Here is a 17,428-nt window from a genome sequence, read left to right on the forward strand (position 1 = left end):
GTGCAGGATGCACGATAGGAAGCAGCCCGGCAACGGCATCAGAAGGCGGCAGATCCTCGGGTCATGCCTTTTTCAAAGCTTGACGATATTCTTTCGGGCAAGCAGGCCTTGCGGGGCAAAGAGCAGGACTGCGATAACCAGCAGGATGGCAAAGGCATCGCGATAGCTGAGCAGGCTTTCCGGCAGATAGGCTTGCAGGAACACTTCGATGAAGCCGAGAAGGAAGCCGCCCGCCACCGCTCCCGACAGACTGCCGAGACCGCCGATGATTGCGGCGATGAAGGCCTTCAGCACCGGCAGAAAACCCATGAGCGGATCGACGCTGCCGCGCTGGGCGACCCAGAGGATACCGGCGACGCCGGCAAGCAGCCCCGAGATCGCGAAGGCCGTTGCGACGACGGCGTTGGCGCGGATGCCCATCAGGCGCACGATTGCGAAATCTTCCGAGGCCGCGCGCATGGCGCGGCCGAGAACGGTGGTGCGAAGGAAAAGATTGAGGCCGACCAGCATGATGACCGTGACGAGAATGGAAATCGCCTGGATGACGCCGATATGCAGGCTGCCGATCTCGATCGTGCCGGAAAGGCTCATCGGCATGGGCACGGGCTGGGGCCGCGCCGAAATGAAATTCTGGAAGAGCACGCGCAGGATGGCGCTGACCGCAAAGCTGGTCAGCAGCAGCGTCGTGCCGCTCGCCCCGCGCACGGGCCGGAAGGCCGTCCGTTCCATCAGCAGCACCAGCACGATCCCGGCTGCCAGCGCGACAACGACGGCAAGCCCGAAGGGGAGGCCGAAGAGGAGTGCGAAGCAGAGGCCGTAACCGGCTGCCGTCATCAGTTCTCCATGGGCAAAATTGATAAGCCCCATGATCGAGAAGACGACGGCAAGGCCGAGCGCCAGCAGTGCATAGGTGCCGCCGAGGCTGAGCGCATTGACCAGCTGTTGCAGGAACATGTCCATGAATGGTCTCCTTCTTGCCGGTCACATGCCGAGATAGGCATCCTGGATTTCGGTGGAATTGCGCAACTCGGCAGCCGTGCCGGACAGGACGATGCGGCCGTTCGCCATGACATAGCCGGCGTCGGCGATCTCCAGCGACAGGGCGACGTTCTGCTCGACCAGCAGGATCGTCAGGCCGCGCTCACGCAGGCCCGCAATGAGTTCGAAGATCTGGTCGACGATCTGGGGTGCGAGGCCGAGCGACGGCTCGTCGAGCAGGAGAAGTTCGGGCGAGGACATCATCGAGCGGGCGATGGCCAGCATCTGCTGCTCGCCGCCGGAAAGCGAACCCGCCTTCTGGCGCAGCCGCTCCTTGAGGATCGGAAAGCGCGAGAGCATGTCCTCGCGCACCGTAGCGATCTCTCCCCGGCCCTTATGCATGGCTCCACCGAGGAGAAGATGCTCGTCGACGGTGAGCGTGGGGAAAATACGGCGGCCTTCCGGCGTCAGCGTCATGCCCATGCGCACGATCATTTCGGGCGGCAACGCCGAAATGTCCCTGCCCGCGAAGGTCACCCGGCCCGCCCTTTTGGCGACAAGGCCGACCAGTGCATTGAGCGTCGAACTCTTGCCCGCGCCATTCGCGCCGAGCAGGGTGACGATCTCGCCGCGCCGCACCTGGAAATCGACGCCCTTCAGCGCCTCGACGGGTCCGTAGGCGACCTTGAGGCCACCGACCTCGAGCAAGGGGGTCCGGTCGTGGTTGTCGTCATGCGTCATCAGTTCAATCCCCGCCGCGGCGCCCCGGCCGCGGCCACACAGCATGAAGGAACGCCCTGCGACACGCGCCGGAGAGCGTTCCTTGCAGATCACGGCGCCGGCACATCCTCGGCCGCCGGGGCGCCCTGGCTGACCAGCGCGCGGTCGCCGCCCTCGATGCGCACCAGCGAGACGGAGCGCAGCGGCATGCCCTGGGTGCCCGCATAGCTGATCTTGCCGGTAACGCCTTCGACGTTTTCCAGCGAGGCGATGGCATCGCGGATCGCCGTCGGCTCGACGCTGTCGGCCTTGGTGACGGCCGCCTCGATCACTTTGCCGAGATCATAGCCGTTGGCGATGTAGACGGTATCGGGATCCTCGCCGAATTTCGCCTTATACGTCTCGTTGAACGCGGCGAGCGGGCTGCCTTCGACGGCAAAGCCTGCCGTGGTAAAGACCACGCCGTCGACGACGGGGCCGAGACCGAAGGTGGTCGGAGAATCGATGCCGTCGCTGCCGAGGATCGGCGTCTCCACGCCGGCGCCGCGCAACTGGCGGACGAAGGCCGGGAAATCGGGCTCGTAGGCGGCCGTCATGATGACGTCGGGCGCCGGGTTCAGCGCCTTGATCTTGGTGACTTCGGCGCTGAAATCCTGCTGGCCCATGCTGTAGGTGCCCTCGCCGAGGACCTCGCCGCCCTTGCCCTTGAAACTGGCAACGAAATATTCCGGCAGCTTCAGGGTATAGGCCGTGTCCGGCGACTTCAGCACATAGGCCGTCTTGAAACCCTTCTCCTGGGCATAGTTCGCCAGAACGGCTGCCTGCACGTTATCCGCCGGGTAGTTGCCGAACATGTAGTCGCCGACGGCAAGCGGCATGGTCGGCGTCGTGGCGCAGAAGGAGAAGGTCGGGATCTGGGCGGCCTGCGTGATCTGGCCGGCGGCGATCGACGGGTCGGCGTCGCAGGGCGTGATCATGATCTTGACGCCCTCGTCAACCAGTTCCTGCGCGACGAGCGCGGTCTGGGCGGCATCCGACCGGGTATCCTTGGCGATCAGCCTGATCGGGAATTTTCCGGCAATGCCGCCGGCCGCGTTGATTTCATCGACCGCCATCTGGAAGCCCCTCAGCGAGGGCTGGTCGTAGGGCGCAAGCCCGCCGGTCTGCGCGGTCGCAAGCCCGACCACAACGTCTTCGGCAAGCGCGGGAAACGAAAGTGCGCCAACCGCGGTGGACAGGAAAAGAACCTTCAGTGTCGTTTTCATTCTTGTACTCCTCTGGTGGTTATGCGGGCTTGCCGGCGGCATGCGGATCGAAATCCGGCGCGGCGGCAGCGATAGCCGGCGACCTGCGCGACAGGGGTGAGCGGCGCCGGCCGATATAGGCTTCGATCACGGCCGGGTTCGCCTGGATGTCGGCGGGTGTGCCGATGGCGATCTGCTGGCCCTTGTTCAGCACCACGACGATATCGCAAAGCCGCATGATGAGCTTCAGGTCGTGCTCCACCACCAGCAGCCCGAGACGATGCTTCCGGCGGATGCGGTCGAGCACGGCCATCAGTTCCTGCGTTTCGGTCGGGTTCATACCGGCCGCCGGCTCGTCAAGCAGCAGGTAACGCGGCTTGAGCGCCAGCGCGCGGGCGATCTCGAGACGCCGCTGTGCGCCATAGGAGAGCGTGCCGGCAAGCTGGTCGGCCAGATCGGCCAGTCCAACCTCGATCAGCGCCTCGCGGGCCAGGTCCACCGGATCGCGATCCTTCGCGACCGCGCTTGCGGCGACCATGACGTTTTCCAGCACGGTGAGGTTCCTGAAGAGGCGGATATTCTGGAAGGTGCGGGCAAGCCCGGCAACCGGCACCCGGTGGACCGGAAGCGAGGCGACGTCCGTCCCGTCGATGGTCACCCGGCCCGTCGACGGCGGCACGACGCCCGAAACGCTGTTGATGAGGGTCGACTTGCCGGCGCCATTCGGACCGATCAGGCCGGTGACGAGGCCGGGACGAATATCGAAATCGGCATTCTCCAGTGCGACAAGACCGGAAAAGCGCTTTCCGACCTTCTCGACGCGCAACATGCCGGCCCCGGAAACCGGCGCTGCCGACGGCTGTGCCGCCGCGGGCCGCGCGCCGCCGGCGGCAAGCCGCTTCAGGAACGGGATCTGTTCATCGATCTCGCGCACGCCCAGAAGACCGTCCTGCAAGCGATACATGACGAGCAGGATGGCAAGACCGATGCCGATGTCGGTAAGGCCGAAGACCGTCGGAAGCGAGAAGAGACCGAGATCGACCCCTCCTTCCAGCTTCCGCAGCAGTTCCACGATCACCATGATCGCCGCCGTGCCGACGACCGCCCCGGAGACGGTGGTGATGCCGCCGAGGATCAGCATGGCAAGCAGCATGAAGGTGAGGTTGAAGTAGAAATCCTTCGGCGAGAAGGCGCCGATGAAATGCGCGAAAAGCACGCCGGCCGCGCCGGACAGGACCGCTCCGAGCACCCAGGCGTAAAAGCGGTGGAGCCGCACATTGACGCCGACCGCCGTGGAGGCGATCTCATCCTCGCGCGAAGCACGCAGCTTCATGCCCGCCACGCTGTCGCGATAGATGCGGGCGACGGCGACGGCGAGGATCGCAAACGGCAAGGTGACCCAGAGGTTCGCCGCGCGCGGAATACCGAAGAAGGTCTGGCTGCCGCGCGTGAAATCGCTGGATGCGACCAGCACGACATGCACGATGACGAGGAACCCCAGGGTGCAGATCGCGGCGGAGGAGCCGCCGAGCCTTGCCAGCGGCACGCCGATGGCCACCGCCACCACCGCCACCACCACGAGCGCCACCAGCATCGCCGGAAGCAGCGACGCGCCCCACCCCATCAACCATTCCGGCAGATGTGGCAGGGCCGTCTTCTGCACGATGGGATTGATGGTCAGAAGCCCGGAGGCATAGGCGCCGATCGCCATGAAGCCGACGTTGCCGAAGGAGATGATTCCGGAGTTGCCGCTGTAGACGCCGATGCCGATGACGGCGATGACATTGATCAGGAACAGCGTCACCAGCCGCTCGCCCGCCCCCGGGAAAAGGCCGGCCGCGACAAGGGCCGCAGCCGCCAGAGGCAGTGCCGTCGCAATGATACCGACGACGGTCCCCCGCCTTATGCGCCCCATCAGCATTCTCCCGATTTGCGATCCGTTTTCCGGACCCGTTCCCGCAACAAACGTTAATCGAGAAAACGCATATGTCAATCTTGTTTCATTTTTTATCGTCTGCTAGCAATAATGTAACAAAATTAAAATTGCGCCACGACGCCGGTCACGAGGGGGGAAGGCAGATAATGGCCATTCGGGATCGCCTGACGGACGGGGAGGTCGCCTTCACGAGGGCGGAATTGAAGATCGTGCGCCAGCTCCTGTCGAATTATCCGGCCGCCGGCCTCAATACGGTGGCGCACCTTGCCACCGCCGCCGGCGTCAGCAACCCGACGGTCGTGCGTTTTGCAAACAAGCTCGGCTATGAAGGCTATCCGGAGTTCCAGGCTGCGCTGCTCGGTGAAGTCCAGGAGCGCATGAGTTCGCCACTCTCGATGCTCGACACGCGCAAGCCCTCTCTCGAGCAGGAGAACTTCTATCAATACTTCCTGCGCGCCAGCATCCATGCACTCGAATCCTCCATGCAGATGCTGCCGCCCGACGATTTCGAGGCAGCCATCGACGCCGCGGCGGACCTCGGCTTGCGCGTCCATTGTCTCGGCGGCCGCTTCAGCGGCTTTCTGGCCGGGCTTCTATGGGCGCATATGAAGCAGTTACGTGCCGAAACCCGCTGGATTAACGGCGCACAGGCCGACCAGGTCGACCAGCTCGTCGATCTCGGCAAGCGCGACGTACTCTTCGTTTATGACTACCGGCGCTACCAGATCGATACCATCCGCTTCGCCCGGCAGGCGGCACGACAGGGCGCCAGGATCGTGCTCTTCACCGATCGCTGGGTCTCGCCGATCGCCGAATTCGCCTCCGTCACACTGATGGCGCCGGTCGATACGGTTTCCCCCTATGACACGATGGTGCCCGCCATTGCGCAGACGGAAGCGCTGATCGCCGGCCTTACGGCCCGCCTCGCCAGCCGGTCGCGCAGCCGCATCGAGCGCATGGAAGAGCTGCGCCGGAGCTATGGCATCACGGAAGACGCCTACCCCACGCCGGTCGACGGCACCGCGTGAACCGATACCCGTTTTGAAGAGGACAGGACATGACTGCGATTGAAGTGCAATACGGCAAGGATCTGCTCAGGCGCGACAGCCCCTACGAAGCCGGCATGACGGCCCTGCTCTATGTCGACATGCAGCGCATCTGGTGCGAGCCAGACCTCGATCCGACCCATCCCCAGGATGCCAACAGCTACTATCACCGCCGCCTGCGTGACACGGTCGTTCCGAACCAGGTGCGCATTCTGGAAGCGGGCCGCAAGGCCGGCTGCGATGTGCTGCACACGATCATCGAGAGCCTGACGCTGGACGGCCGGGACCGCTCGCTCGATCACAAGCTTTCCGACATGCATGTGCCGAAGGGGTCGCCGGAGGGTCAGGTGATCGACGCCCTTTCGCCCATCGACAACGAGATCGTGCTGCCGAAGACCTCGTCCGGCGTTTTCAACTCGACCAACATCGACTACGTGCTGCGCAACCTCAACACGCGCTATCTGATCATCGCCGGCGTCATCACGGACCAGTGCGTCGACATGGCCGTGCGCGATGCCGCCGACCGGGGCTATCTGGTGACCGTGGTGGACGACGCCTGCGCCACCTACAGCCAGGAACGCCACGAAGCGGCCTTGCGCGCCTATTCCGGCTATTGCTGGATCACCGACACCGATACCGTTGTCCGCCGCCTGGAAGGGCTCGCACGGGCCTGACCGTTGCAGAAAGAGAAGACACCATGAACGACAGCAGCAACGGCCGGGCGCGGGGCGCCCTGACGGAACTGGCCACCTTCGTCACAACGGACATCGCCGGCGTCACCCGCGGCCGCAGCTTCGCCGCACAGGACATCGAGGACTATTTTCGCAAGGGCGTGGGCTGGGTTCCGGCAAACCTCGCGCTGACGCCGTTCGACGTCATCGCCGACCCGAACCCCTGGGGCTCGGCGGGCGATCTGCGCCTCATGGCGGACCCCGCCAGCAAGGCGCGCGTCACCTGCTTGCCGGACGTCACGCCGCTGCATTTCTACCATTGCGACATTACCGACCTGAAGGGCGAGCCATGGGAATGCTGCGTGCGCAGCTTCCTCAAGGCGACGCTTGCCGATTTCAAGACGGAAACCGGTCTCGGGGTCGTCGGGGCGGTGGAACAGGAATTCCAGGTGCTCGGCGCCGACTGGCCCGCCGCCCCCTCGTTCGGCCTGCGCGCCCAGCGCCGGACCGAACCTTTCGGACCGCTCCTGATGACCGCGCTGAAGGAAGCCGGCGCCGAACCGGAAATGTTCCTGCCGGAATACGGCAAGGATCAGTTCGAGATTACCTGCCGCCCGGCCCCGGCGCTTGTCGCTGCCGACCGCGGCGCAACGATCCGCGCCGTCACCAAAGAAGTCGCCGCCCTCTTCGGCTGGAATGCCAGTTTCGCGCCGAAGACCGACCCGGATGGGGTCGGCAACGGCGTCCACCTGCATATCAGCTTCACGGATGCCGACGGCCATCCCGCGACCTTCGACGCCTCGCGCCCCGGCCGGCTTTCCGCTATCGCCGGCTCCTTCGCCGCCGGCGTGATCCGGCACCTGCCGGCGCTCGTCGCCTTCACCGCACCGTCCGTCCTTTCCTACATGCGCCTGGTGCCGCACCACTGGAGCGCGGCCTATACCTGCCTTGGCGAAAAGAACCGCGAAGCGACACTGCGCATCTGCCCGACGCTGGACCTGCCCGGCAGCGACCCGGCCCGGCAGTTCAACATGGAGTATCGCGCCGCCGACGCCTGCGCGAGCCCGCATCTGTCGCTCGCCGTCGTTCTGCGCGCCGGGCTGGAAGGCATTCGGGCCGGGCTTGAGCCGCCGCCACTGATCAACGCCGACCCTTCCGACTTCTCTCCCGAAGAGCAGGAGAAGCTCGGCATCCGCCGTCTCCCCGCAAGCCTTGCCGAAGCGCTCGACACACTGGCCGCCGACCCGGTGGTGACCGGCTGGTTCACGAAGGATTTCCTCGACTGCTACTTCGCCATGAAGCGCAAGGAGATCGAAATCGTCGACGGGCTTTCGCCCGAAGGCCTCTGCTCGCGCTACGCGACCGTCTATTGAGCGGTGAACGGATCATGACATCGACCAAGGTCACCACACGGCACGATGCTGGCCGGCCGCTGCTCGCCATCGACGAGCCGCCGCCCTACGCCGTGATCAATCCGGACGGGGCATCGCCCTATCTGCTGCTTTGCGAGCATGCGTCCAACCGCATTCCGCGGGCGCTCGGCGATCTCGGCCTGCCCGAGGCCGAACGCCAACGTCATATCGCCTGGGACATCGGCGTCAGCGCGCTGTCCCAGCACCTCAGCCGTACGCTCGACGCACCGCTGTTTATGACCAACTATTCCCGCCTCGTCATCGATTGCAACCGGCCGCTGGACGTGCCGTCTGCAATCCCCGAAGTGAGCGAGACGACGGAAATCCCCGGCAATATCGGCTTGACGGAAGCCGAAAGGCGGCAGCGCATCGACATGCTGTTCACCCCCTACGTCGAGGCTGTCCGGCGACGGATCGACCGGCTACAGGGGGAAGGAAAGCACCCGATCATCATCGGCGTCCACTCCTTCACGCCGGTCTATTTCGGCAAGCGGAGACCGTGGCATGCCGGCGTCCTTTACGGCAGGGCGGCGGCTTTCGGCCGGACACTGATCCGCGAACTCGAGGCCGATGCCGCCCTCACCATCGGCGACAACGAGCCCTATACCATCCATCCCGACGAAGATTATACCGTCCCCGTCCATGCGGATGACCGCGGCCTGCCGGGCGCCCTGATCGAGGTGCGGCACGATCTGATCGACACGCTTGCCGGCGTTCACGAATGGGGCGAGCGCCTCACGCGCTGCCTTGCCGGCGCGCTGAAGGAGCAATCGGGGTAACGCAAACGATCTGCCGCCCCGGCGGCCTGTAGAAACCGCGTTTCTTTCCGCTGATGCCCTGAATCCGAGGGGCGTCACAGCCATGAGGCGAGGAAATCGACGCTTTCGGCCGTCGACGTCGAAGGCACGTATTCAAAGCCGATGGCGCCGGAAAACCCGGCCTCTTCCAACGCCTGAAGAATCGTATCGAAGTCGATCCCGCCAGTTCCGGGCTCATGGCGGCCGGGAAAGTCAGCGATATGGACATGGCCGATACGATGTGCATTCGCCGGAATCCAGTCTGGAAGGGCGACATCCGTAACCGCCGCGTGAAACGTATCAATGAGGAGCGCAACGCTTTCGGCACCGAAAAAGTCCTGGACTTCAACGGCCTTGTCGAGCGTGGACATGTAGTATCCGGGGACTGCGGCGCTGCTGATCGCTTCGATCAGCACCTTCATGCCGGCGCTTGCCGTCCGCTCGACCGCGTAACCGATGTTTTCCAGATAAACGTCACGAATCCGGGCGGAATCGGAATCGGTCGGCACGCCCGCCATCGGGTGTACGAAGGGTGAGCCGACAATCGCCGCATATTCCAGTGCCCTGTCGAACCCTGCGCGAAATTCGGCCTGTCGGCCCGGCAGTGACGCCAGCCCCTTTTCACCCTTGCTGGCATCCCCGATGCCACCGGCAAGCTGGGCGAAGGTCAATCCGAGCCCGTCGAGGATGCTGCGCATTGCCGTGGCGTCCATGGCGAATGGTTGCGGATGTTCAACGGCGGTAAAGCCGGAAGCCGCCGCCGCATCCATGCGCTCTGCAAGCGGCAACTCGGTAAAGAGATAGCCGAGATGTGCAGAGAAACGATTTTGCGTCATAGTTGGAATTTCCCCTTCCTGTTGCCCATGTTACCAGCCGGCCCAACCGGAAGCCACGCTCGAAAAGCGAGCGGGAAAGCCCGAGGATCCGGTCACGGCGATTGGCGAGGTCTTGTCTTTGTTTCATCGTCTTCCCTTGGCCGGGCGGTGCCGCACGGACAAGCGCCATTCTCGGTGAACGTCGTGCCATCGCTTCGGTCTTGAGGCCCCTGCCCGTGCGCCGATCGGGTCATGGTCCGCCTTCCTGTGGATTTCCGCATCTCTTCATCGCGAAACCCCTGTGCCGATTTGCTCTTGACATATTGAGCATACGGCATGGTATACGATCAAGTATAAATTAAAGGGGTCCTCTATGAGAATTGCAGTTTTGCCTGGCGATGACATTGGCCCGGAGATCACGGAAGCCGCGCTCACCGTCCTTCAGGAAGCAGACAGGCGCTTTGACCTCGGCCTCCAGTTCGATGTCCACGAAGTGGGTATGGCAAGCCATCGCCGTATCGGCACCACGCTTCCGGACAGCGCCTTGAAGGCCTGCTCCGATGCGGACGCGGTTCTCCTCGGACCCGGGGGAATGACCGACTATCCGCCGGTATCCGACGGCGGCATCAATATTCCGGGGACCATCCGCAAGAAAATGGATTTATACGCGAACCTGCGTCCGGCGCGGGCAAGGCAAGGACTTGAACGCGCCCGCCCGGGGCTCGACTGCATTCTCGCCCGGGAAAACACCGAAGGGTTCTATGCTGACCGGAACATGTTCACGGGCAGCGGCGAGTTCATGCCGACCCCGGACATCGCGCTCGCCGTGCGCAAGATCACCCGGCAGGCTTCGCGTCGCATCGCAACGAAGGCGTTCGAACTGGCGCAGAGCCGCCGCAAGCATGTCACCATTGTCGGCAAACGTCATGTCCTTCAGGTCAGCGACGGCCTCTTCGTGGAGGAAGCCGAAGCCGTGGCCCGCGACTATCCCGACGTTGCGGTCCGCGAAGTCGATATCGACGCCATGGTCGCCGATATCTACACGAACCCCGGCCGCTTCGACGTGATCCTGATCACGAACATGTTCGGCGACATCCTTTCCAACCTGGCCGTCGCTTTGTCTGGGGGCCTCGGCCTTGCTGCCGCGCTCAACGTCGGCGACGATCGAGCCGCCGCCAATGCCGGCCACGGCTCCGCTCCGGACATCGCCGGCAGGGGGATCGCAAATCCAAGCGGCTTCATCCTGTCGTCCGCCATGCTTCTCGATTGGTGGGGCGGCCGCCGGAACAGCGAAAAATTCCGGCTTGCCGCCAAGGCGATCGAGGCCTCTCTCGACCAGTTGCTTACGGCAGGACAGCGCACGGGTGACCTTGGCGGCCAGCTCGGCACGCAGGCTTTCGCCAGGGCGGTCGCGGAGAATCTCTGCGAACCGCGCGCGGTGGCCCGCTGATCCCGGTTCGGAAGCGACGGTTCCACGATCAGGACGCTTCAGACTTTTTCAACCAGCATCACGGGAGGAGACCAGATGCAAACCTTGAAAATCACAACCTGCGCAGCGGCATTCCAGGCCATGACCCTTGCGGCCTTGCCGGCCCATGCCCAGCAAGCGCCGGAAGGTTATCCGGCTGACTATGTCGATCTCGTCACCGCAGCCGTCGGCGAAGGGGAGGTCAACGTCTATTCTCCGACCGATTCCGAACAGGCCGAGGGCCTGATCAGGGGCTTCGAGACGGCATTTCCCGGTATTACGGTGAAATGGAACGATGTTGCCAGCGGTGCGGTCTACAATCGCGTGGTCAGCGAAGCGGCCGCAGGCCAGGTTGGTTCCGACGTCGTCTGGTCGAATGGCCTCGACCTGCAACTCCAGCTCGTCGAAGAGGGCTTTGCCGAGCCTTATAAATCGGTCGAGACCGCACATATCCCCGATTGGGCGCAATATAAGGATACGGCCTATTCGACGACCGTCGAGCCCATCGTCTTCATGTACAACAATACGGTGTTCCAGGAGGCCGTTCCGAAAAATCGCAAGGAACTCACCGAACTCATGGACACCAAGGCAAGCGAGCTGAATGGCAAGTTTGCCACCTTCGATCCCGAAAAATCCGCATCGGCCTATGTCGTGATGGAGAACGACGTCAAGAACGACGCAGGCTTTACAACACTTGTCGATGCATTCGGAAAGGCCAGGGGCAAGGTATACGCAAGCTCGGGCCAGCTGCGCGAGAAGGTTCTGTCGGGCGAGCATCCCTTCGCCTTCAACATCAACGGCGCATATGCCAAGGGCTGGGCGGAAAAAAGCAGCAATCTGACCGTCGTCTATCCGGAAGACTACACCATCGCCGCTTCGCGAACGGCCTTCATCAGCAAGAATGCGCCGAATCCGAACGCCGCCAAGCTGTTCCTCGACTACATGCTCTCGAAGTCTGGCCAGGAAGCCGTTGCCGACGCCGGTCTGCCATCGGTTCGAAGCGACGTCTCGACCGATAATTGGGACAGTGTAAACAAGGAAGCCGGCGGCAAACTGGTGCCCATCGAGCTGGACGCCGCACTCCTTGAAGGCCTTCAGCCGGCCAAGCGCGGCGAATTCTTCCGAAACTGGAAGAAGGCGCTGAACCAGTAAGGTAAAAAAGGAACCCGTAGAGATGGCTAAAACGACCGCCGACGCTACGGGATTCCGCTTGTCTGCCCTGGCAGCGCTCGGAATTCTCGTACTGTCTCCCGTCCTTCTGATCCTTTATCAGAGCTTTTTGTCCGGACCGTTCTTTTCACCGCTGAGCACGCTCGGGCTTGACGCCTATGTCTACATCTTCAGCGATCCGGACTTCTACCGCGCCTTGGGAACGACCGTGCTTTTCGCGCTGGGAACCATTGCTATCTGCATGCCTCTGGGAGCAGTGCTGGCATTCCTCGTAACGCGCACCGACCTTGCCGGTCGAAAGTGGCTCGAAGCGGTGGTTCTCGTGCCGATGTTCCTTTCGGCGATCGTCCTCGGATTCGGCTATACGGTCGCCGTCGGGCCCACCGGCGTCGTCACCCTGGCGTTTGAGAAAATCTTCGGGCCTGCGCCCTGGAACATCTATGGCCTGTCGAGCCTGATCCTGATCTCGGGCCTGACCCATGTCCCGCATGTCTATCTCTATTCTTCTGCGGCCATGCGCAACCTTCCCGGCGATCTGGAGGAGGCCGCTAGGACGTCCGGCGCCGGCGTATGGACCGTGGCGAGACATGTGACCTGGCCACTGATCATGCCGGCCCTGGTGTTCAGCATCGGTCTCAATGTGATGCTCGCATTCGAAGCATTCGGCCTGCCCCTGGTGCTCGGCGATCCGGCGGGCGTCCTCGTGCTCACCACCTATATCTACAAGCTCACGACCATTCTCGGCGTTCCGTCCTATCAGCTGATGGCGGTCGTCGCGGTGGTTCTCCTCGCCATTATCTTTCCGCTGGTGTTCATTCAGCGAAAGCTGCTGAGCCGCTCTCGCCGGTTTGCAGCCATCGGCGGCAAGGGCGCGCGCGTGACGCGCATCCGGCTCGGCAAATCCGGCCAGCTCATCGCGTGGCTCGGCATCGGGGCCTGGCTCACGATCTCGATCGTCTTTCCGATCGGCGGTATCGCGATCCGCGCATTCGTCGATAGCTGGGGAGCGGGCGTAAACCTTCTCGACCACCTGACGCTGAACAATTTCGAACAGCTTTTCAGCATTGGCGCCCTTCAGCGCGGCATCACCAACACGTTGCTCCTCGCCGTCATCGGCGGCGCCCTGGCTGTGGGAGCCTATCTGATCATCGCCCTTGCGGGACATCGATGGAGCGGCGCGGGGCATACGGCCCTTGACTACATGGTCCTGATGCCGCGCGCGCTGCCGGGCCTCATCATCGGCCTGGCGTTCTTCTGGATATTCCTGTTCGTTCCGTTCCTTCAGCCGCTTCGCCTGACGCTGTTCAGCCTGCTCGTCGCCTATATCATCGTCGGCCTGTCCTATGGCCTTCGACTTATCCAGGCCACACTTCTTCAGGTGGCTCCCGAACTGGAGGAAAGCGCGCGGTCCGCAGGCGCCACGATCGGCCAGACCTGGGCGCGGATCGTGATCCCGATCATTCGCCCCGGCCTTCTCGGCGCCTGGACGATGATCATGATCATCTTCCTGAGAGAATACGCCACCGGCGTCTACCTGATGACCAATGGGACGGAGGTCATCGGTTCGCTCATCGTTTCGCTGATGGCCAGCGGATCGCTCGACACCATCGCGGCACTCGCCCTGATCAGCGTCGTCATGACGACAGGCGGACTGGTGCTGGCAAATCGCCTGGGAGGAAAAATCCATGAGTGACCTGATCGTCGACGACATTCACATGCATCTCGGTGCGCTGCATGTGCTCCAGGGCACGTCGTTCACGGCAAAGCGCGGAGAGGTCGTCGCGCTGCTCGGAGCGTCCGGCAGCGGCAAGACCACCCTGCTTCGTACGGTCGCCGGGCTCGAGGTTCCAGGCAAGGGGCGTATCCAGATTGCGGGAACACCGGTCTTCGACCATTCCAGGAGCATCCTTCTTCCGCCGGAAAAGCGTAACATCGGCCTCGTCTTCCAGTCATACGCCCTGTGGCCGCACCGGACAGTCGCGGAAAACGTCGCTTTCGGCCTTGCGATCCGTGGCGCCGGCAAGGCTGAAACGGCAAAGCGCGTTCAGGCGATGCTTGAAAAACTCGGCCTGGGCCACCTGGCCGAACGCTATCCCTTCCAGCTGTCCGGCGGCCAGCAGCAGCGGGTCGCAATCTGCCGCGCCCTTGTCTACGAGCCGAAGGTCATCCTGCTCGACGAACCCCTGTCGAACCTGGATGCGAAGCTGCGCGAAGAGGCCCGCTACTGGATCAGAACGCTCATCCTGGAACTCGAACTATGTGCCGTCATGGTCACGCACGATCAGGATGAGGCGCTCGCGATGGCTGACAACGTTCTGTTGTTGAAGAATGGCGCTATCGTGCAAAGCGGCTCGCCGCTCGATATCTACAGCAATCCGAAGAGCCGCTATACGGCGGAATTCCTTGGCAACAACAACTGCATCGACGGCGAATTGAGCATGGCGGGCGGCAAGCCGACCGTTCTCGGCCCCTCATGGTCGATCTCCGGGGTACTGCCGGAAGGGCCGACGGTTGCCAATGGCAACGCCGTCTCGGCGATCGTGCGGGTCGAGCAGACCGCCATTCACAATGAGCCGGGCCCCAATCGCATTCCTGTGAACCTCGATGCCAGTATTTATCTGGGCAATCACTGGGAGTATCGGCTGAGCGGACTTGGCGTCACGTTGAAAGCGCAAGGTTCCGTCCGGCGAGAACCGGGAAATGTCTGGTGCGAACTTCCAGCCGAGAGCGTCTGGATATTCCCGAAGGCGTCGTGATTTCGTTTCATCAGGCCCGGCCGGCGTTCCCCGGCCGGCCCGATATCGTTCGTCTCCCCGACGAATGTCGGGCATCCGGATGTTCAACGATCCGGGTAACCGGATGTTCGACGATCCGGGTAACCGGATGGACCGGTAATACGAAGGCCGCCCGTGATGCGCACAACGCGGTGATGTCGCGCAAAATTTTTGCGACGAGGCTTGAGGGGATAAGGAAAAATATGAAGCGGCTTTCCGCCCGCATCCCGCTCTATCCTTCCGGAATCGATCGCGACGAATTCGGGCCGGTTCGATTTGAACGCGTCGCCGTCTAGAAAATGCCAGGCTCCAGCCGCTCGATGATCTCATCGATTTCCTTCGCGCTCCGCCGGCGCTGCTGATAGTGGATCGATCGCGCCTTTTCGATGTCGTTGTCCAACAGAGCTTCGACCAGGGCGGCATGGGCTTCGGTGGATCGGACGGGCGTCGGGCGAAACGTTCGGGTGATCGTCCGCACACGCCACATCTGTTCCAGCAATTGACTTGCACTTTTCCTCAACACCTCATTTCCGCTTAGCGTGAGGAGCGCACTATGAAAATCGGCATCGGCCTCCGACCATAGCTTCAAGTCGTCGATACCATTGGCCGTTCTCATTTTCTCAACGGCGTCGACGAGCGGTTGGATATCCGCGCGCGAACATCGCTCGAGAATCAAATCGATCGAAAGCAGTTCGAGGCCCAGCAAGACCTCTTGCACGTCCCAGAGTTCCCGGCGAGAAATCAGGGGGACACGGAAACCCTGGCGTGGCATCACTTCCAGAAGCTTTTCCTCGGAAAGACGCTGCAACGCCACCCGGATCGGGGTGCGGCTCATCCCCAGCCGCTTCTCGACGTCGCCGATGGAAATGGAAACGCCCGGCCGATAACTTCCGGCGAGAATGTCACGCTTCAGGGTCGAATAGGCGATGTCATAGTTGGTTTGATTTTCGGAAGTCATCGGTCGTCCAGATCGGAAATCTATTTATACAAAGCCGTATACATAAATTGACGCAAAAAGTCCATGCCGGCGAGATCTGTTCCCATGAGCACGTGAACGCATCGCGCAATGCAGTTGGCCTGCGATTTCTGAACTGCTAGGCTCGGGGTGCATCTCGTCAAGCTGTCATCGTGGTTGCGGTTGGCCTGCGATTTCTGAACTGCTAGGCTGTTGCCGGTGTTGAGGTTCGCGCCGATGCCGTTGCGGTTGGCCTGCGATTTCTGAACTGCTAGGCTTCGCCTCTTTCGCTTCGTCCATGTCGGCCTGTTGCGGTTGGCCTGCGATTTCTGAACTGCTAGGCTTGTAGCTGGACGCTCAAGGTACATGACGAGTTGCGGTTGGCCTGCGATTTCTGAACTGCTAGGCTGAGCAATCGTACATGCAGCTAATATAGTCCGTTGCGGTTGGCCTGCGATTTCTGAACTGCTAGGCTAGGTACATGACGAGCAATCGTACATGCAGCTGTTGCGGTTGGCCTGCGATTTCTGAACTGCTAGGCTACACATCTTCCCCTCGAGCGATGCGACATAGTTGCGGTTGGCCTGCGATTTCTGAACTGCTAGGCTGCGGAGGCACGAGGCGATGAACATGCAGCAGTTGCGGTTGGCCTGCGATTTCTGAACTGCTAGGCTGGCAAAGCTGCGCGGCAGGAGGGTTGCGCCGTTGCGGTTGGCCTGCGATTTCTGAACTGCTAGGCTCCTCGACAACCGCCTTCGTCTGCGCTGCGCGTTGCGGTTGGCCTGCGATTTCTGAACTGCTAGGCTCTCGGCCATATCGAAGATGCTGGCCGGCTCGTTGCGGTTGGCCTGCGATTTCTGAACTGCTAGGCTGACGCTCAAGGTACATGACGAGCAATCGTAGTTGCGGTTGGCCTGCGATTTCTGAACTGCTAGGCTGTCCATTCGGACCTCCAGGTGTAGCTGGACGTTGCGGTTGGCCTGCGATTTCTGAACTGCTAGGCTAGTACCGCAGAGTTTTGCCAGAATGCCTTGGTTGCGGTTGGCCTGCGATTTCTGAACTGCTAGGCTGATCTTGTTGCAGTGCCACCGCGCCCCTCTGGTTGCGGTTGGCCTGCGATTTCTGAACTGCTAGGCTGTCTGCGATAAACGATATAGCTCCAGATCTGTTGCGGTTGGCCTGCGATTTCTGAACTGCTAGGCTGCAGGGCAACCATGATGGCTTCCATTTCCTGTTGCGGTTGGCCTGCGATTTCTGAACTGCTAGGCTCTAGTGTAACGCATCACCGTCTCCTGACAGTTGCGGTTGGCCTGCGATTTCTGAACTGCTAGGCTGGAAACCGTTTGTGATGAATGGTGGATTGCGTTGCGGTTGGCCTGCGATTTCTGAACTGCTAGGCTGCAGGGCAACCATGATGGCTTCCATTTCCTGTTGCGGTTGGC

At 62.2% G+C, this 17,428-nt stretch carries 15 protein-coding genes and 1 CRISPR repeat array (1 of these 16 cut by a window edge); of the genes, 9 read left to right on the plus strand and 6 right to left on the minus strand.

Annotation, left to right across the window (positions count from 1 at the left end):
- Positions 1 to 72: 72 nt before the first annotated feature.
- The 4 genes from KYK29_RS06325 to KYK29_RS06340 all read right to left on the minus strand — a co-directional run bounded on the left by KYK29_RS06325 (position 73) and on the right by KYK29_RS06340 (position 4,857).
- Positions 73 to 960, minus strand: coding sequence for a branched-chain amino acid ABC transporter permease (locus KYK29_RS06325; protein ID WP_367880969.1), 888 nt, complete (start codon positions 958 to 960; stop codon positions 73 to 75).
- 21 nt (positions 961 to 981) lie between these two features.
- Positions 982 to 1,719 carry an ABC transporter ATP-binding protein gene (locus KYK29_RS06330; protein WP_254689980.1) on the minus strand — a complete coding sequence of 246 codons (738 nt, stop codon included), beginning with the start codon at positions 1,717 to 1,719 and terminating at the stop codon, positions 982 to 984.
- A gap of 89 nt (positions 1,720 to 1,808) precedes the next feature.
- Positions 1,809 to 2,963, minus strand: a complete 1,155-nt coding sequence (locus KYK29_RS06335) for an ABC transporter substrate-binding protein (protein ID WP_254689981.1) — start codon at positions 2,961 to 2,963, stop codon at positions 1,809 to 1,811.
- Between the two features lie 19 nt (positions 2,964 to 2,982).
- Positions 2,983 to 4,857 carry a branched-chain amino acid ABC transporter ATP-binding protein/permease gene (locus tag KYK29_RS06340; protein WP_254689982.1) on the minus strand — a complete coding sequence of 625 codons (1,875 nt, stop codon included), beginning with the start codon at positions 4,855 to 4,857 and terminating at the stop codon, positions 2,983 to 2,985.
- Between the two features lie 167 nt (positions 4,858 to 5,024).
- Here KYK29_RS06340 and KYK29_RS06345 point away from each other — a divergent pair, with 167 nt between their 5' ends.
- The 4 genes from KYK29_RS06345 to KYK29_RS06360 are packed head-to-tail and all read left to right on the plus strand — an operon-like array spanning position 5,025 to position 8,786.
- Complete coding sequence (locus KYK29_RS06345) at positions 5,025 to 5,906, plus strand: MurR/RpiR family transcriptional regulator (protein WP_254689983.1); 882 nt, start codon at positions 5,025 to 5,027, stop codon at positions 5,904 to 5,906.
- 29 nt (positions 5,907 to 5,935) lie between these two features.
- Complete coding sequence (locus KYK29_RS06350) at positions 5,936 to 6,598, plus strand: cysteine hydrolase family protein (protein WP_254689984.1); 663 nt, start codon at positions 5,936 to 5,938, stop codon at positions 6,596 to 6,598.
- Between the two features lie 23 nt (positions 6,599 to 6,621).
- Complete coding sequence (locus KYK29_RS06355; RefSeq protein ID WP_254689985.1) at positions 6,622 to 7,968, plus strand: glutamine synthetase family protein; 1,347 nt, start codon at positions 6,622 to 6,624, stop codon at positions 7,966 to 7,968.
- A gap of 14 nt (positions 7,969 to 7,982) precedes the next feature.
- Positions 7,983 to 8,786 (plus strand): N-formylglutamate amidohydrolase, encoded by an 804-nt coding sequence (locus tag KYK29_RS06360; RefSeq protein ID WP_254689986.1) that lies wholly within the window; start codon positions 7,983 to 7,985, stop codon positions 8,784 to 8,786.
- A gap of 74 nt (positions 8,787 to 8,860) precedes the next feature.
- On the opposite strand, the gene KYK29_RS06365 is transcribed toward KYK29_RS06360, so the two are convergent.
- The gene (locus tag KYK29_RS06365; RefSeq protein WP_254689987.1) at positions 8,861 to 9,574 is read right to left on the minus strand and encodes a hydroxypyruvate isomerase family protein; all 714 of its coding nucleotides are present in this window, start codon (positions 9,572 to 9,574) and stop codon (positions 8,861 to 8,863) included.
- A 418-nt stretch (positions 9,575 to 9,992) separates the two neighbouring features.
- On the opposite strand from KYK29_RS06365, the gene KYK29_RS06370 reads away from it, so the two are divergent.
- The 5 genes from KYK29_RS06370 to KYK29_RS06390 all read left to right on the plus strand — a co-directional run bounded on the left by KYK29_RS06370 (position 9,993) and on the right by KYK29_RS06390 (position 15,327).
- Positions 9,993 to 11,069 (plus strand): isocitrate/isopropylmalate dehydrogenase family protein, encoded by a 1,077-nt coding sequence (locus tag KYK29_RS06370; protein ID WP_254689988.1) that lies wholly within the window; start codon positions 9,993 to 9,995, stop codon positions 11,067 to 11,069.
- 75 nt (positions 11,070 to 11,144) lie between these two features.
- Complete coding sequence (locus KYK29_RS06375; RefSeq protein ID WP_254689989.1) at positions 11,145 to 12,239, plus strand: ABC transporter substrate-binding protein; 1,095 nt, start codon at positions 11,145 to 11,147, stop codon at positions 12,237 to 12,239.
- A 22-nt stretch (positions 12,240 to 12,261) separates the two neighbouring features.
- Positions 12,262 to 13,950 (plus strand): ABC transporter permease, encoded by a 1,689-nt coding sequence (locus KYK29_RS06380; protein WP_254689990.1) that lies wholly within the window; start codon positions 12,262 to 12,264, stop codon positions 13,948 to 13,950.
- Complete coding sequence (locus KYK29_RS06385; protein WP_254689991.1) at positions 13,943 to 15,013, plus strand: ABC transporter ATP-binding protein; 1,071 nt, start codon at positions 13,943 to 13,945, stop codon at positions 15,011 to 15,013. The genes KYK29_RS06380 and KYK29_RS06385 overlap by 8 nt, the downstream gene beginning before the upstream one ends.
- A complete protein-coding gene (locus KYK29_RS06390) occupies positions 14,965 to 15,327 on the plus strand; it encodes a hypothetical protein (RefSeq protein WP_254689992.1) in 363 nt (120 codons plus the stop codon). Before KYK29_RS06385 ends, KYK29_RS06390 begins: the two co-directional genes overlap by 49 nt.
- Here KYK29_RS06390 and KYK29_RS06395 read toward each other — a convergent pair.
- On the minus strand, positions 15,324 to 15,989 hold the full coding sequence (locus KYK29_RS06395) for a GntR family transcriptional regulator (RefSeq protein WP_254689993.1): 666 nt from the start codon (positions 15,987 to 15,989) through the stop codon (positions 15,324 to 15,326). The two genes, KYK29_RS06390 and KYK29_RS06395, sit on opposite strands and share 4 nt — an antisense overlap.
- 107 nt (positions 15,990 to 16,096) lie before the next feature.
- A CRISPR array of direct repeats spans positions 16,097 to 17,428; the repeat unit is 36 nt; unit sequence GTTGCGGTTGGCCTGCGATTTCTGAACTGCTAGGCT; it runs 221 nt beyond the window's last position.

This window comes from Shinella daejeonensis, from assembly GCF_024281235.1.
Classification (GTDB): Bacteria; Pseudomonadota; Alphaproteobacteria; order Rhizobiales; family Rhizobiaceae; genus Shinella; species Shinella daejeonensis.

What these genes read in the sequence shown, in the direction of transcription:
- KYK29_RS06355 (WP_254689985.1), top strand. Translation starts at nt 6,622, where the DNA reads ATGAACGACAGCAGCAACGGCCGGGCGCGGGGCGCCCTGACGGAACTG.
- KYK29_RS06395 (WP_254689993.1), bottom strand. Translation starts at nt 15,989, where the DNA reads ATGACTTCCGAAAATCAAACCAACTATGACATCGCCTATTCGACCCTG.
- KYK29_RS06330 (WP_254689980.1), bottom strand. Translation starts at nt 1,719, where the DNA reads ATGACGCATGACGACAACCACGACCGGACCCCCTTGCTCGAGGTCGGT.
- KYK29_RS06365 (WP_254689987.1), bottom strand. Translation starts at nt 9,574, where the DNA reads ATGGATGCGGCGGCGGCTTCCGGCTTTACCGCCGTTGAACATCCGCAA.
- KYK29_RS06345 (WP_254689983.1), top strand. Translation starts at nt 5,025, where the DNA reads ATGGCCATTCGGGATCGCCTGACGGACGGGGAGGTCGCCTTCACGAGG.
- KYK29_RS06325 (WP_367880969.1), bottom strand. Translation starts at nt 960, where the DNA reads ATGGACATGTTCCTGCAACAGCTGGTCAATGCGCTCAGCCTCGGCGGC.
- KYK29_RS06335 (WP_254689981.1), bottom strand. Translation starts at nt 2,963, where the DNA reads ATGAAAACGACACTGAAGGTTCTTTTCCTGTCCACCGCGGTTGGCGCA.
- KYK29_RS06385 (WP_254689991.1), top strand. Translation starts at nt 13,943, where the DNA reads ATGAGTGACCTGATCGTCGACGACATTCACATGCATCTCGGTGCGCTG.
- KYK29_RS06360 (WP_254689986.1), top strand. Translation starts at nt 7,983, where the DNA reads ATGACATCGACCAAGGTCACCACACGGCACGATGCTGGCCGGCCGCTG.
- KYK29_RS06375 (WP_254689989.1), top strand. Translation starts at nt 11,145, where the DNA reads ATGCAAACCTTGAAAATCACAACCTGCGCAGCGGCATTCCAGGCCATG.
- KYK29_RS06380 (WP_254689990.1), top strand. Translation starts at nt 12,262, where the DNA reads ATGGCTAAAACGACCGCCGACGCTACGGGATTCCGCTTGTCTGCCCTG.
- KYK29_RS06340 (WP_254689982.1), bottom strand. Translation starts at nt 4,857, where the DNA reads ATGGGGCGCATAAGGCGGGGGACCGTCGTCGGTATCATTGCGACGGCA.
- KYK29_RS06370 (WP_254689988.1), top strand. Translation starts at nt 9,993, where the DNA reads ATGAGAATTGCAGTTTTGCCTGGCGATGACATTGGCCCGGAGATCACG.
- KYK29_RS06350 (WP_254689984.1), top strand. Translation starts at nt 5,936, where the DNA reads ATGACTGCGATTGAAGTGCAATACGGCAAGGATCTGCTCAGGCGCGAC.